The sequence below is a fragment of the Colwellia sp. MB02u-14 genome, from assembly GCF_014076915.1.
Taxonomy (GTDB): Bacteria; Pseudomonadota; Gammaproteobacteria; order Enterobacterales; family Alteromonadaceae; genus Colwellia_A.
Window position 1 is genome coordinate 147,120 of sequence record NZ_JACGUX010000072.1, and the last position, 16,527, is coordinate 163,646.

At 39.0% G+C, this 16,527-nt stretch carries 9 protein-coding genes; 4 read left to right on the forward strand and 5 right to left on the reverse strand.

Features of this window, described 5'->3' with window-relative positions; all coding sequences use genetic code 11:
* The first annotated feature begins 246 nt into the window (after positions 1–246).
* Positions 247–1,617, forward strand: a complete 1,371-nt coding sequence (locus H4J52_RS10200) for a sigma-54 dependent transcriptional regulator (protein WP_182179271.1) — start codon at positions 247–249, stop codon at positions 1,615–1,617.
* Positions 1,607–2,926 carry a PAS domain-containing sensor histidine kinase gene (locus H4J52_RS10205; RefSeq protein ID WP_182179269.1) on the forward strand — a complete coding sequence of 440 codons (1,320 nt, stop codon included), beginning with the start codon at positions 1,607–1,609 and terminating at the stop codon, positions 2,924–2,926. Before H4J52_RS10200 ends, H4J52_RS10205 begins: the two co-directional genes overlap by 11 nt.
* Positions 2,927–3,083: 157 nt before the next feature.
* Here the strand turns inward: H4J52_RS10205 and H4J52_RS10210 are convergent, their stop codons facing one another.
* Both H4J52_RS10210 and H4J52_RS10215 read right to left on the reverse strand, forming a co-directional pair.
* A complete protein-coding gene (locus H4J52_RS10210) occupies positions 3,084–5,978 on the reverse strand; it encodes a pitrilysin family protein (RefSeq protein WP_182179267.1) in 2,895 nt (964 codons plus the stop codon).
* 188 nt (positions 5,979–6,166) lie between these two features.
* On the reverse strand, positions 6,167–7,813 hold the full coding sequence (locus tag H4J52_RS10215) for a hypothetical protein (protein ID WP_182179265.1): 1,647 nt from the start codon (positions 7,811–7,813) through the stop codon (positions 6,167–6,169).
* A gap of 176 nt (positions 7,814–7,989) precedes the next feature.
* Between H4J52_RS10215 and H4J52_RS10220 the strand changes: the two genes are divergently transcribed.
* Together H4J52_RS10220 and putA are read left to right on the forward strand one after the other, a co-directional pair.
* Complete coding sequence (locus tag H4J52_RS10220; protein WP_182179263.1) at positions 7,990–9,777, forward strand: PhoX family phosphatase; 1,788 nt, start codon at positions 7,990–7,992, stop codon at positions 9,775–9,777.
* A 690-nt stretch (positions 9,778–10,467) separates the two neighbouring features.
* Entirely contained in the window at positions 10,468–14,292 is a 3,825-nt protein-coding gene (gene putA / locus H4J52_RS10225) for a bifunctional proline dehydrogenase/L-glutamate gamma-semialdehyde dehydrogenase PutA (protein WP_182179261.1), read from the forward strand.
* 91 nt (positions 14,293–14,383) lie between these two features.
* Here putA and H4J52_RS10230 read toward each other — a convergent pair whose 3' ends face one another.
* From H4J52_RS10230 to H4J52_RS10240, 3 genes are all read right to left on the reverse strand, one after another.
* On the reverse strand, positions 14,384–14,635 hold the full coding sequence (locus tag H4J52_RS10230) for a TIGR03643 family protein (RefSeq protein ID WP_182179259.1): 252 nt from the start codon (positions 14,633–14,635) through the stop codon (positions 14,384–14,386).
* A gap of 125 nt (positions 14,636–14,760) precedes the next feature.
* Positions 14,761–16,311 carry a cryptochrome/photolyase family protein gene (locus tag H4J52_RS10235; protein WP_182179257.1) on the reverse strand — a complete coding sequence of 517 codons (1,551 nt, stop codon included), beginning with the start codon at positions 16,309–16,311 and terminating at the stop codon, positions 14,761–14,763.
* Between the two features lie 65 nt (positions 16,312–16,376).
* The gene (locus tag H4J52_RS10240; RefSeq protein ID WP_182179255.1) at positions 16,377–16,517 is read right to left on the reverse strand and encodes a DUF2256 domain-containing protein; all 141 of its coding nucleotides are present in this window, start codon (positions 16,515–16,517) and stop codon (positions 16,377–16,379) included.
* Positions 16,518–16,527: the final 10 nt, after the last annotated feature.

Genomic DNA, 16,527 nt, shown 5'->3' on the forward strand with positions numbered 1-16,527 from the left:
TGGGTATATATCATTCACGAAAGTAACACTATGACTACAAGTCTCGTGCCACAATTAATAAATATAAATATCAACTACTTACTAAATAAATCATATAAGATCGTTAATAAGCGTCCACGAGTAGAACAACTAGCTGTCCATTTATGGACAGTTTTACTTTTCATTATTAGGGGAGTCAGGTAGGGTAATTGCAGCCTAACCACGTTAGTTTTTTAAACAAACGCCTATTTAACGGAATGAAACCTCATGAAACAGTCTGGACGTGTTTTAGTTGTAGATGATAATCTCGACATTTTAACCTCCGCTCGCTTATTACTTAAAAAGCACTATAGCCTAGTAAAAACAGCTGATGATCCGCACCAAATTGAGGAACTCCTTGGCCAATTTGATTTTGATGTCATTGTCCTCGATATGAATTTTACCCAAGATGCGTTGAGTGGTCAGGAAGGCTTTCACTGGTTAAAAACCATATTATTGATCAATCCAAGTATTGTGGTGATCATGATGACCGCCTATGGTGATATCAAGCTTGCTGTTGATGCTATTAAAGCAGGCGCTTCCGATTTTATTACTAAACCTTGGCAAAATGATCAGCTACTTGCCGCTATGGCTTCGGCATTTCAACATTCACAAACAAAGAAAAAAGTTGATCAGCTAACCAGACAAACACAAGGGTTAAGTCAGGTAATGAACGGCGAAAGCCAGCCTTTTATCGGCCAAAGCGCAATAATGCAACAAGTCTTTAGTACCATCGACAAAGCCGCTAAAACTGATGCAAATATTCTCATCACTGGTGAGAGTGGTACCGGTAAAGAATTAGTCGCTAGAGCTGTTCATCAGGCGAGTTTGCGAGCCAATAAAACCTTTATTAATGTTGATATGGGCGCAATTACCGAGACATTATTTGAAAGTGAGCTTTTTGGTCATAAAAAAGGCGCGTTCACTGATGCAAAGTCTGATCGCATTGGTCGCTTTGAACTCGCCCGAGGCGGCAGTATATTTCTTGATGAACTCGCTAATTTACCGTTAAATCAACAAGCAAAATTATTAACCACGCTACAAAACAGAGAAATAACCCCGGTTGGTGGCGTTAAATCCATTGCTATTGATATTAGGTTAATCAGTGCCACCAACGATAATCTTTTAGAGGCTGTCGATAACGGCCGCTTTAGACAAGACTTACTTTACCGAGTCAATACCATTGAGATACGTTTGCCGCCATTGCGCGAACGTAAAGAAGACATTCCCTTGTTAATTAGTTATTACCTCAAGCATTTTTGCCATAAATACAACCGAGCGTTAGTGATTAACGCCTCCGACATTCAAAGACTGAGTCGTTATTCTTGGCCAGGTAATGTCAGGGAATTATGTCATGCCATTGAACGGGCGGTCATTTTAACGGATGGTAAAAGTCTTGATATCAGCTCTATTATTAACACCAAGCAAACTCCAAAAATAGCTAATGATAAGCCAGAAATATTCAATTTAGAGCAAGTAGAACAACTCACCATTGCCAATGCTTTAAGTCATTTTAAAGGCAATGTTAGCCAGGCGGCGAAAGCGTTAGGGCTAACGCGTGGTGCGCTATATCGTAGGTTAGACAAGTATGAGCTTTAATAACGAACGATTAAAACAAGTTAGCTGGTTGGTCATATTTTCGCTATTGCTGCTCAGTAGTCAATTTATGTATCAACAATATGGACTGTCTGCTGTGGTGGTCATTTTACTGATAACCACTTTATTTGCCGCGATAAAAGTATTGGTTTTTCATCAACAGAGCAAAAATCAAATAATAAAAGTGATTAACGCGCTGGCAAATAATGATCCGAGCTTAGGGTTAACGCAATCAGACCCCTTATCCGAAAAACTCACTCAACTGCGGGATCAAATACAACATAGCCGCCTTGAAGCTGAAGTTCAGGCGCAATATTTACAAGCTCTGTTAATTCATCTCGACATCTCTATTTTAGTGGTTGATGACAATGACAATATCTTGCATAAGAATCCCGCCAGTGAACGATTACTTGGCCACTTAACTAAGAGTATTCGCCCATTGGCCAAGTTGGGAGAGTTAATTAGCCAAACGCATACCAGTGCGCGAGTTACACTTTCGTGGCAACATGGTGAGCACTCAGACACTCTTTCTGTTCATATTAGTTGCTGTGAAATTCAAGGAAAATCATTAAAAGTTGTCAGTATTCAATCTATCTATCAGGCGTTAATTGCCAAAGAACAACAAGCTTATAAACAGTTAACCAGAGTGTTAACACATGAAGTCGCCAATTCAATTACGCCACTCGCGTCATTAGCCCAAACCGCTGTTGATTTATTGCCTGATGAACTTGTATTCATCGACAGCGAAGACAAAGAAGACCTCACCGAAGCATTGACCACGCTGGCCAACAGAACTTCGCACCTGAGTGCTTTTATCAAAAGTTTTCATAAAATGGCTTCTTTACCAAAACCAATCTTAGCTGAGCTTAATTTAGCCGAATTAGTGGCAAGCGTATTAAGTTTATTTAAGGGAGAAATGCAAAAACAAAATATCAAGCTGAACTTGTCAATTCAGTCAAGTGCTTTGCTAATGGCAGATAGCGCTCAACTAGAGCAAGCACTCATAAATATTATCAAGAATGCTATTGATGCACTATCAAAGTCTGCGCACAAAGAGATTTCTTTAACGCTTTATCAAACCGATAATAGTACCCGCCAAGAATTATTATTAGATATAGAAGACTCCGGTCCGGGTATTGTAGACCACGTCAAGGAGCAAATTTTTGTGCCGTTTTTTACCACAAAAAATAAAGGGTCAGGCATAGGCTTGAGTTTATCTCGGCAAATAATGGTTCAGCATGGCGGCGATTTAAATTATATTGATAAGCAAAATTGTGGCGCCTGTTTTAGGTTGGCATTCGGACGGTTCTAAGCAGAAATTCCTTCCATAAAAACATTGATAATGCCGATAAGGTTAGGAATATTTAAAGTTGAATGTTGAATGTTGAAATAAGGGGTTATTAAAAATTATTAATTGGGCAAATAATGCGTTATCTGCCCATCTAAATCTTACTATGTCTAACTCGCTATTAATGCATTTGTTCACCATCAGTATTTAACACGATGGGTTCGCCATAACCAAAGTCTTTCATACGAGCTAATTGAGTTTTCGCATCGCCAACGACTAAATAAATCATTGACTGCTCGTCAAAGTATTGATCAATATTTTTATGGATGTTGTCTAATTTCAAGCCCGTCACATAATTTTGCTGCTGGTCAATATAGTTAGCAGCTAAATCAAATTGACTCATAGTAGTTAACATACCCAGTAACTGATCGAGTGTTTCAAACTTACGTGAATTACCTTTAATAATCATATTCTGTGTTACCGCGAGATCTTCTTCTGTAAAACTATTTTTATATTCACTAATCAGCGATTTAAATATTTCCAGAGATTCTAAAGTCACATTAGTTCGCACTTGCGATGACGCTATAAAAGGTGACTGATAACTCGCCCCTCGAATAGAAGAATATGCTCCGTACGTGTAGCCTTTCTGAATACGTAACGTCTGCGCCAATCGACCACTCATACCACCACCTAAACGATTATTAGCCACTTGAATAGGATAGAAGTCTGCATTTTGACCAGAGACAACGGGCTTACCAACCATAATGACTGATTGTTTAGCATCAGCAACATCGATAAAGTAAAACTGGGGTTTGTCACGCTCTGTAATCGTCGGTTGCTTAGGCAATTTAACCTTATCCCCTTGCCAGTTATTCAGTGAGGTTAACGCTTTATTGACTTGGCTTTCGTTAACCGCACCAACGACATGAAAGCTCGCCATTTTTGGTGAGATGTTATGTTGGTAATATTGTTTTGTATCGTTAAGCGTTATATTCCCAACCGTATGCTCAGTACCTCCTATAGGGTTTCCAGCGACATGTTTTTCTGAGTAAAGCAGTTTATTAAAGACATTATTTGCAATAGTGTTCGCATTACCTTTAGCTTGTTTAATACGTGTTAAACGTGTGCTTTTCAAACGAGAAAACTCGCTTTCTTGCCACCTTGGTGTTAGCAACATTTCACTAAGCAAATCGACTGTCGCATCAAAATTCTTAGCTAATGAGCGACCTGAAATAGTAACAAATTCCCTATTACTCGATATACGTAAATTAGCCCCTAATAAACCAATCGCTTCTTCTAACTCTTGCGGTGTTTTAGTGAGTGTTCCTTCGTTCATTAATTGTGCCATTAACCCTGCGGTACCTCGCTTATTATCGAGGTCTAATTGCTGTCCTCCTTGAATCGTTAGGCTGAAGTTAACAATGGGTAGTTCATTTTGTTCGATACCATAGACTTTTAGTCCGTTACTTTGAACGTTTTGCCACACATCTGGCACATTTAGTGTAGGTAATGCGGTTAATGCCGGCTCACTTCTGTCATGAACTGTTGGGGTTACTTCAAACGTTATCGCATCATTTTCAGCGAACTTTTCTTCTTTTCCTTGTTCGATTTTTTCTTCAACCACATCAGCTTTTTTAGAGCCAGACACAATAAGATCAATTTGGTCTTTCGGTACAAAACTGGTGATAATACTGTTTTTATTTTTAATGTACGTTTGAAAAACACGTTTAACATCAGCGATACTTACCGCGGTAATGTTAGCAATATCTGCTTTTATAAATTCAGGTGAACCGGCATATTCATTATATTGACCCAGTTTTTGCGCTTTATCTAAGATGCTTTCAATTTCATAATAAAACGATGTTTCTTGCTCTGCTTTAATCTTAATGAGTTGCTGTAATGTAAAGCCATTTTTTTCAAAAGCGGTCAAGGATTCTTCTATCGCTTGGTAAATAACATCTAACTGAGTACCAACATTACCACGTACCAAAAGGGTAAAAGTACCGGCAATTTCTTCTGAACTATTCCATGCGTAAACACCCGGTGCCAGTTTTTTATCTTCAACAATCGTTTTATATAGCGGTGCTTGTTTACCTGACGATAATATTTCAGCAAGTGCGTCTAACGCGTAAGAGTCTTTATGGTATTGCTCGACGGTTGGAAATGTTACACGTATCTCAGGAAGTTTTGCAAAATTGTCTAAATGATAAAGTTTTTTAGTTTCTTTTAATGTCACCGGTTGTGGAGACATTGCAGCCATTGCTTTACCGGCTTTAATTTCACCAAACCAACGTTTTACTTTCTCTTTCGTTTCTTCAAGTTCAAAATCACCAGCAATAACCATGGTTGCATTTGAAGGCACATAAAATGTTGAATAAAACTCACGAACATCGTCTAAGGTTGCCGCTTGTAAATCGGCTAAATCACCAATAACTGTCCAGTTATAAGGATGTCCTTCTGGGTATAATGCTTTTTTGATGACATGACCGGTATGCCCGTATGGTCGATTATCTACACGTTGACGTTTCTCATTTTTAACGACCTGTTTTTCACGCTCTAACGTACCTTGGTCAACCGTATTGATCATAAAACCTAAACGGTCAGAGTCAATCCACAACAATTTGTCAAACGCGTCTTTTGGCACCACTTCATAGTAAATAGTACCATCGCTCCATGTGCCACCATTTCGACTTCCTCCAAGCTCAGGAATGAGCTTACGATTTGAACCTTTTGGTACATTCTCCGAGTCATTGAACGACATGTGTTCAAAAAAGTGAGCAAAACCAGTTCTTCCTGGCTTTTCACGGTTAGAGCCAACATGCACAATCGTTGATATTGCGACAATAGGATCTGACTTATCTTGATGTAAAATGACTTTCAAGCCATTTTTTAGGGTAAAAGACTCATAGGCTAGGTTTAAATCACTCCCAGTAGATTTTTCAATGCTAGCCGTATTACTGGTATTATTTTTTGCTGAATCAGCCAAACCACAGGCACTCAATACAAGAGTAGCGGTAAGGGTGATAGCGACTGTTTTGTTGCTTTTAATAAAATCAGTTATTTTTCTTATTTTCATTACGCTTTCCTTGGTCTATGACCTTTCGACGAGATAAAGAGAATTATTCATAATAATCATCTTATTAATCTATCTGAAACTAACGTAAAGAGGTACGATTTTTATATAAAAAACGCATTTCACTATTATTGACGGGTCAATAATAGTGAAACTTCAAGTGATACTCGATAAAAGTGGGCTTAGTAGCGTTAATCGACCGCTTTATCAGACCAATCTAAGCGGATGTCCCACCCTTCGACTCGATGTGCTGGTCTTAAAGGGGCAACTGATTCATCTATCGTTTTATGAACATTAATCGCAGGCGTAATATTGACATCGCGTCCGTAAATAAAACTCTGTGTTCTCACAATTTGGGTATACGCTTTATTCATGGCATAAGCACGCAGTTTTGAAGGGGTAATTAACGTATAAACATCAGCTTGCATGACTTTTTCTTTATCAACCGAACCATCTTTTTTATACCACTTGCTTTGCATCTCCATGTTTTCACGGAACTCATTACCACCACCATTGATTTGTAAGTATTGTAAAATCTCACCTTCTTTTTGCCCTATTGATGGCACATCTTTCATGCCTTTCAAATCAATATAACCCCAGCCTGCCCTACCCGTTACTTTACGTGGAAAAGCAAACGTTTGATCAATCGTTGTACCAATAGCAGAATGACACCCCATGCAATAGAAAGTTTCTTCGTAAGACTGAGGCCTTAATTCACCTTTATAATCTTCAATGTAACCTTGAATCAGCCAGCCAAACTTATTATTAAAACCACGGTCTTTAACGCGAATATAACTGGGTAATTGTTCATCAAGTTTCTCTTTACGCTCTCGGCGATAGGCACTGTCTATTTCGGTGTCAGTTAATACCTGTGTTTTGGTCATATAGCGCAATTCTTTCATCCGCTGAGGAATATAAGTTTCGCCTTTTTCGTCTATACCAATATAACGCACCGAATGCATAATTTCGGTATTAACGGGATATTGCTGACGGGGCACTTTAATATGTTGTGCGTCACCAACAAAATACTCTTGAGCCAATAGTAATTCGACCGGTGCGGTAAACTGCCCATCTTTATTTAAATCTTTATTGATATTTGTTTCATCGGCTGGAAAAATATCTATTTCGGCTAATGATTTAATGCTCATTTCAACCAAAGACAGATTGATTAAATAGACATTTTCATTATATTTACCATTGAGTTCCCTAAACTCCTCTGACAAACGAATTAATACGTCATCAGTTGCGCCATTGGTTGGCCAGAACGTCCCTGGAAATGGTTTATAATTAAAGGCAACCCAACCAGTGCCATCTTTTGCTATGCCTTTATCGTTGAAGGCTTCACTTGCTAGATGATAATCCTTTAAGTCTGGGATAAAGCCTTGCCAGCCAGTTTCTTTCAATTTTTTAGGCAACTTACTGTAATTATCTTCATCTATGTATTGTGCTATTTGTTCATCTGATATTTTTTTTATCCAAGGTTCACGGTTAACAAATAGGTTTTTCCAGCTGTTAATTTCACCTTCATCTGAAAAGTTATAAAGCCCTTGGTTAACGCCGTCATTACGTAAATTTGTGCGATAAGGGGTATCTTCAGTCGTGCGGTAAGTTTGATGGCAGGTATAACAAGGATTATTACTTCCTGCTGTTTTGGTATAGCACTGCGAAGGGATAGGCGCTTCTTCATTCAAGCTACCATTCGCTGTAGGTGTAATAATTTGATTTAACGCTACAGATGGCAATAAACCTGCATCCATATCATCGCTTTTTGAAAAACCTGAAAAACCAATAAAGATAAACAGTACAAGTAAACACAACAATAGAACGTAATTTTTCATAAGCCTTTATAACCCATTCATTTATATATTGGGTAAATCATACAAGGCCTTTATTACAGTTATTTGAAGCACGCCTTCATATTTTCTTAACAATAAAGTAAAAAAGAAGTCATTTAACTGTCACACCCCAATATTACTTTAATAGCGTTTTTACACATAACTCTAGGAAAATAAAAATGCTGAATCTAAGAAAAAGAAAAATAGCCACGTTAATAGCAGTGATTCTCGGTTCGTCAATGTTAACGGCATGTGGTGGTGATGACGGTTCAAATGGTTTAAACGGCGCGAATGGTGCAAGTGGACTAGATGGTACAAACGGTACAAATGGCGTCAATGGTAGTGATGGTGCCAATGGTACTGCTGGTACTAACGGTACGAATGGACAAAATATCACCGCTGCAGCTAAGCTAACCCGTTTAGCGACAGTGCCGGTTGGTGCAGAAATTACTGGTATGTTTTTAACCGATAACGATGAGCTTTTTTTTAATGTTCAGCATCCTTCCGATTTGTTAGGTAACGAAACACCAGCAAAAGTAGGCGTAGTGACTGGTTTTGACTGGAGTACGCTTGATCCAATGACTGAGAGTTTATCAGTCCCTTTAACAGACGATGAAAAAATGGCAGTGCGTGTTGTTGCCGGTAGTTACCAAGTTTTGGGGCAAGCAGGTGATACTTTCAATAACCAACTCCCTCATGGTTTAGGGGCTATTACAACTTCTGATAAAACAACTGAAATTAAGCAATCTCAAGATCCTGATTTCAATGCTTTTGTGCCAACTTCTGCTAGTGGCGATACGGGTTTTTTATTCACCGCATGGGAAGACCGTCCGGGTGCAATGAGCCGAATAGAACTCTCTAAAGAAGACAGTGGAACTTGGACAATAGGTGATGCGATTAACGTTGATTTTTCAGCGGTATTAGGCACAATCATTAATTGTTTTGGTACGCTATCACCATGGAATACCCCTTTGACATCAGAAGAAAACTACGAAGCTGAAAATACTGAGCAATGGAATAACACCGCTTACTTAGATGGTTACCCTAGCTACCCTGATGTTAAAAATTTACAAACCTATTTGGCAAGCTCGACATTACCTAACCCATACGATTACGGTTATATTGTTGAAATAACTAACCCAACCTCTACTAGCCCGACACCGGTGAAACATTTTACTTTAGGTCGTGTTGCTCATGAGAACTCTGTGGTAATGCCCGATTGGAAAACAGTTTACACCACTGATGACGGTTCAAATAAAGCCTTTTATAAATTTGTTGCCACTAACGCAGGCGATTTAAGCGCCGGCACTTTATATGCGGCTAAATTAACGCAAGATGCGACAAAGTCACCTGCAAAGGCTGGTTTTGATATTCAATGGATAGAATTAGGCAGCAGCAACAATACCGAAATAAAAACCTGGATAAATTCATACAATGGTATTACGGAAGCTGATTACATTGAAGGTGAAACCAGCTATATACCTCAAACCGAAATCGATGATTGGGCAACTAACGGAACCGGCGATGACCGCTACGCATTTTTAGAAACATTACGTGCAGCTAAAGCCAAAGGCGCAACAACTGAATTTCGTAAAATGGAAGGTGTCGTCATTAATTACGATGGCGTTGCTAGTGGTGCCGTACCTTTCATGTATGTTGCGATGTCTGAAGTAGGTAAAGGTATGGTTGATGAAATTGGTGATATTCAGCTTGATTCATCGGCCTATTGTGGCGCGGTATATCGTTTTGGCGTACAAACAGACTTCAACGTTAATCGCATGGAACCGGTAGTTGTTGGTGGAGCTTATAATTCAGACGGCGACGCTAATGGCAACAAGTGTGATGTTAATGGTATATCAAACCCTGATAATTTAGCCGTGATGGACGATGGTCGTGTTTTAATTGGTGAAGACACCAGTAAGCATGTTAATAACGCTCTTTGGATTTATAATCCAAAAGGTGAATAACCTTTAAAAATTCAGCGTTAATATTGATAAAGCCCAGCATGTCTGGGCTTTTCCTTAAACATTAATACGAAGTCAATCAATCGCGTCTTTTAACCGGTTAGTTTTAATTTAATAACCTGAATTCCGAGTTGTTCTGATACGTTATTTAATCGCTCACTAGAGATTGATCTTGTTTCAGTAAGAATAGTGTATCTCGAGCTATCGACATTAAATTTGAATTAATTTCTTCTACGACCTCGTTCTTGCTCAACTGTTCTAGCTACTTCTATTGCCGCATGAAACCAAGTAGGTAGGTTTGATCAGCAATACTACGAATGTTGTTAAGCATACCGTCTATATTATTACCTTCTATATTATTACTTTCTTTGCTCAATTCCTGAAGGGTTACCCCAGAACAATCAATATCAATAACCCACTTTTTACAGAGGTTTAGCACAATATTAATGAAGTTTAGCCCCTAGTTGAATTGTTTTTACTCAGCTTTATATTTTATACCTTATATTTTATATTTTATTTAACCATGAAATACATTCTATGGTGGTATTGTACTTTAGTGACATTTATAATTGAGTGAATCAGAATTGAACACATAAATTCTATTTGTTTTTATTTAGAATGCTCGAATACATTCTATTGTAACTATCGCTACATAACACCAAGCTGGTATGTAGTCATTTTGAGGAAGAGTATATGCTTTTTAATGGTTCGTTTAGCACAGACTGCCCAATTCGTCAGAAAATTCGTGAATTTTATCGTATTGATGAAAATATAGCAGTAGATCATATTCTACCTGTGGCAGAAGTTAATGTTAGTGCTAGAAGTAGAGCTTGGGAAAGAGCTCGTAAAATGGTTTTACAAATTCGTAAAGACCAATCAGGAAATGGCGCGATAGATGCCTTATTAAAGGAATACTCACTCTCAAGTGAAGAAGGTGTGGTATTGATGTGTTTGGCTGAAGCTTTGCTTCGTGTGCCAGATAAACACACTCAAGATGCCTTGATACGTGACAAAATTTCTCAAGGACAGTGGAGTAGCCATTTAGGCAGCAGTGATTCATTGTTCGTTAATGCCTCATCATGGGGGTTATTAATCACCGGTACAATGGTGAATTATGCCGATAAACGTAAAAAAGATCGTTTTGGTTTATTGAAAAAAGTGATTGGTCGTTTAGGCGAGCCTGTTATTCGTAAGTCAATGAACTACGCCATGAAAATTATGGGCAAGCAGTTTGTGATGGGTGAAACTATCCAAGCGGCGACTGAACGAGCGGCGACTAAAGAACAGCAAGGTTATGTCTATTCATACGACATGCTCGGTGAAGGCGCCCGTACAATGGGGGATGCTGACCGTTACTTTAAAGCCTATCAGGTAGCAATAGATGCCATTGGCGGCGTTGCCCGCGCTTCGGGTAAAAGTGACCCTCGCAGAGTTCCTGGTATTTCAGTCAAACTTTCAGCGATACATCCGCGTTATGAATTTACCCATAAAGCACGGGTGATGGCTGAAATTGTGCCAAAACTTAAGGCACTTTGTTTACAAGCAAAAAGCTACAATATCGGTTTAACGGTTGATGCAGAAGAATCTGAACGTTTAGATATATCACTTGATATTATTGAAGCTGTTTTTAGTGATAATGATTTAGGCGACTGGACAGGCTTTGGTATGGCATTACAAGCTTATCAAAAACGCGCCCTTTTTGTGGTGGATTGGTTACGAGACTTAACGCTACGTGCCAACCGAAAAATGATGGTCCGCTTAGTGAAAGGCGCTTATTGGGATACTGAAATTAAAAATGCTCAAAAAGATGGTCTTCAGCATTTTCCTGTATTTACGCGTAAATCTTCTACTGATGTTTCTTACCATGCCTGTGCAAACAAATTATTAGAATATAGAGATACTATTTACCCACAGTTTGCTACGCATAATGCTTATACTGCCGCTACGATTGTTGAGTTAGCTGGTGACGATAAAGAAGGTTTTGAATTTCAGTGCTTACATGGCATGGGAGATTCTTTATATGACCAAATTGTTTCAAGTGAAAATATTCAATGTCGTATTTACGCTCCCGTTGGTCATCATGAAGAGCTATTAGCTTATTTAGTCCGTCGTTTGCTAGAAAATGGTGCTAACTCTTCTTTTGTTAATGCCATTGTCGATGAGTCTCAACCGGTGGAGTCTTTACTGGGTGACCCGGTTGAAAAAACACAGCGTTTAAAAGATAAATATAACAACCAGATAATTAAACCTATTGCCTTATACCATGATGCAAAAGGTCTGGGTCGTGATAACTCTAAAGGACTAGACTTAACTGACATTACTGCTATAACGCCATTAAAATCGTCATTAGATAACTGGTTTACTGATCACTTAATTAATATCGAAGATGTGCCAGCAAGTGCTATTGCGGTTAAAAACCCTGCTAATCATAGTGAAATAATCGGTTTTCACCAACATCATACTAAAGATGAAATGTTGGCGATGATCGATACCGCGCAAGCAACATTCGCTTCATGGTCAAAAACCCCCGTTGCAGAGCGAGCAGCGCTATTATGCCGTGTTGCCGATATTCTTGAACGCCATATGGACGAACTCATTGCGTTATGTATTAAAGAAGCCGGTAAAATAGCTCAAGACGGTATTGATGAAGTAAGAGAAGCGGTTGATTTTTGTCGCTATTATGCTAACCAAGCGATTGAACTCGAAGAGGATGAACGCTTAGAAGCTCGTGGTGTAGTGCTCTGTATCAGCCCATGGAATTTCCCATTAGCGATATTTTTAGGGCAAGTTGCTGCGGCAATCGCTACTGGTAATACCGTATTAGCAAAACCTGCTGAACAAACCAGTTTAATTGCCTTGCGCACCATTGAATTGATGGAGTCGGTTGGACTACCAGAAGGTGTTGTTCAAGCGGTTATTGCTCGCGGAAGCGAAGTAGGCAGTGTTATTGTGCCTGACGCTCGTATTCAAACCGTTATGTTTACGGGGTCAACTGAAACCGGCACAATAATTTCACAAACATTGGCTGATAGAGGGGGCGATCAAGTCCCTTTTATCGCTGAAACCGGTGGACAAAATTGTATGATAGTTGACTCAACTGCCTTGCCTGAGCAAGTTGTTGACGATGTAATTTCTTCAGGATTTCAATCGGCAGGTCAGCGCTGTTCTGCGCTTCGTGTATTATTTTTACAAGAAGACATCGCTGATAATGTCATAACTATGCTTAAGGGTGCCTTAGCCGAACTACATGTGGGTAATCCAGAATACTTAAGCACTGATATCGGCCCAGTAATTGATGAAAAAGCCCTCAGCGCGCTCGATGCGCACAGTGACTATATGCAAACCCATGGTCAATTGTTATATCAGTGTAAAATATCAGCTGAAGTAGCCGGTCACGAGCATTTCTTTTTTGCGCCTCGTCTTTATGAAATTAAAGATATTAACGTCCTTAAAAAAGAAGTCTTTGGCCCTTGTGTGCACGTTGTACGTTTTAAAGGCAATGAAATAGAAGCGGTTATAGATAAAATTAATGGTACAGGTTTTGGTTTAACTATGGGTATTCATACGCGTATTGAACACCGTGCCTTAGATTTAGCTAAGCTGTCACGCGCAGGTAATGTTTATATCAACCGTAATATGATTGGCGCCATTGTAGGTGTACAACCTTTTGGTGGTCGTGGTCTTTCAGGCACGGGACCAAAAGCAGGTGGACCCAATTACTTAACACGTTTAGTTATTGAAAAAGCTACGCCAGATGCCGAACAATTTAACTTGCTACCTTCGCAGGTCGAAGCTTTAGATGGTGATGAAGAATCAGATAAAGCCTCAACTTTGTTTATGGACAAGGCAAATGCAGCAGAAAAAGGCTGGCGCTTAACTGAGTTAAATACCCGTCTTTCTTGTGTTCGTCAGCTATTAGCCAAAATTGCGCATATTGATATTGTTGATGATTTAGCCGACGATCTAAATCTCACCTTAAAAGGCGCTCGTTCGCAGTTGATTGATATTGAAAAGCGTTTGAAAAAGCCTACATTCTTACCAGGACCAACCGGTGAGTCTAATGTGTTGTATTTGGAAAACCGCGGTAATATTATCTGTTTTGCCGATGCGACGGTGAGCTTTCACTTCTGGGTACTGTCTATTGTAACGGCGCTGGCTACCGGTAATACCGTTGTTAGTGTTGTTTCTGATTTGTATTATGATGAAGCAATCGCCTTTAGAGACAAGTTCCTCTCAACGGGTGCCGATGAAGGTGTTTTTCAAGTTGCACGTTTACGCCACTTATCAACGATGTTAGCGCACCCTGCCTTGTCCGGTGTTGTGGTCGACAGTCATTGTGACCGTAAGCACTTTATCAGTGAGAAATTAGCTGAACGTCAAGGGGCAATATTGCCAGTGATCAGTTCAGAGTATTTCGATAATTTAATTCAGCGTCTATTAACCGAGAAAACGATTAGCATTGATACCACGGCATCAGGTGGTAATACATCGCTGATGACCTTAGTTGAAGACGATTAACAACTGATTAGATAAAAAGCACGGGTCAGTACTAACTAAAAAGGGCATCATAAGATGCCCTTTTTATTGATATTTTTTTGTATAGCGCTGATCAACGTTGTTTGTATTGTGTTGGGCAGTATCCTCTCGATACGTCAGCACTCCTTAATTTGACATGCTTGGTTGAGCGACCACTCACTCTTGTGCGCCACAACCTAAAGCTTTTTGGTTTTAAGTGACTACGCATAAACTTAATAACATCAGGTTCTTGCAAACTAAACTGATGGTCTATTGCTTCAAATGGCGTTCTATCTTCCCAAGCCATTTCTATAATTCTTGACTCTTCATCCATAGAGAATTGCATAAAAAAGATCCTAAATCTAATAAATATAACTTTTATACGCGCCAGTAATAGATAAAGACCATTAAAGCCTAAATTTTATCAATCTACTGAACGTCACCTTATCTAGACAGCGCTAGCAATTGAGCCTATAGCTTATCTAGATTATTTAATAACTGAGTTGCATGCTCTCTAATTTCAACTTTTTTGGCAGGATCCATTTTATCCCAGTTACGCACAGGAAAACTCATTCGATGATTGTTGGCAAACTTATCATAATTTTGATCAATAAAATTCCAATACAAACTATTTAATGGACAAGCATTAGCGCCCACTTTTTCTTTAACGTTGTAATGGCAACCTTTGCAATAGTCACTCATTTTATTGACATAATTACCACTAGCCGCATAAGGCTTTGTCGCTATCCAACCACCGTCAGCAAAAAGTGCCATGCTGCGGGTATTGGGTAACTCCACCCATTCAATCGCGTCGATGTAAATGCCTAAATACCAATCATCGACTTGTCGAGGCTCTATACCGGCCAATAAAGCAAAGTTTCCAGTGATCATTAACCGTTGAATATGGTGCGCATAGGCGTATTCAAGTGATTGAGATATTGCGCTTCTTAAACACTGCATTTTAGTGTTTGCGTTCCAAAAAAAAGCGGGTAGATCACGTTTAGCGTCTAAAAAGTTTTGCTCGGCATAATTTGGCATATTAGCCCAATACATACCTCTGACATATTCTCGCCAGCCTAATATTTGTCTAATAAAGCCTTCAATTTGAGGAAGTGTTATTTTACCTGCTGACGATTGATAAGCAGCAAGTGCCGTTTGAATAACTTCCATTGGGTTAAGCATTTTACAGTTCAATGAAAAGCTGAGCCGCGAGTGATATAAACTCCAAGCATAAGGTGAGGCTACCGTCATGGCATCTTGAAAATTGCCAAAATTCTCTAACTGGTGTTCACAAAAGAACGTTAATAATTCTAGCGATTGTTGACGATTAATAGGATAAGCAACATGCTCAGATTCACGCCCTATCGTGTCAATCTTATGATGTTTTATCCGTTGTAAATAATCACTTGCTGGGTTGTCAAAGACCAGTGGTTTAGGAATAAATTTAAGATCGGTTTTTTTAAAGGATTGACGATTATTCGCATCAAAATTCCAGGCATCACCTTCAGGCTTAGCGCCATTCATTAAAATAGCAAAACGCTTGCGCATAAAACGATAAAAATTTTCCATTCTTACGTGGCTAGCTGCTTTGAAATGATCAGCGAGTTCATCAAAGGGTAATAAAAAGTGTTCACTGTCAACTTCATAGACAGGTACCGATAATTGAGCTGACATCTCGCTTAATTGCGCGCGCAATCGATATTCATCAGGACGCTGAAAAGTAAATAATTCACTGGCATAGCTTGAAACTAAGGTTTTTATTAGTTCAGGGAGGTCTTGATATTTTTCAGTATCATCTAAGGTTAAGTAACAGACGCGATGCCCTTTACCCTCGAGGGTTTCAGCAAAACTTTTCATAGCAGCAAAAAATGCGGTAATTTTTTGACTATGATGTTTGGTATAAGTTGCTTCTTGATGAAGCTCAGCGATAACATAAACAACATCATCATCGATATGTTCAAACCAGCTGTGCATTGGATTAAGCTGATCGCCTAATATAAGCTTAAGATGTTTCGCCTTCATTAATTTACCTTACGTTTAGTTGAATTAGGGAATTAGGGAATTAAATTTTCAATATTTATTTTAGCTTATAATGGTATTTTATTGCGTCGACATCGCTCTGAGCAATACAGCACATTACCCCAACAAGCTTGCCATTTTTTACGCCAAGTAAAATCTTTTTTACAAGTCAGGCAACTTTTCTTAGGTAACATTAATTTTTTATGCATAATTGGCTAT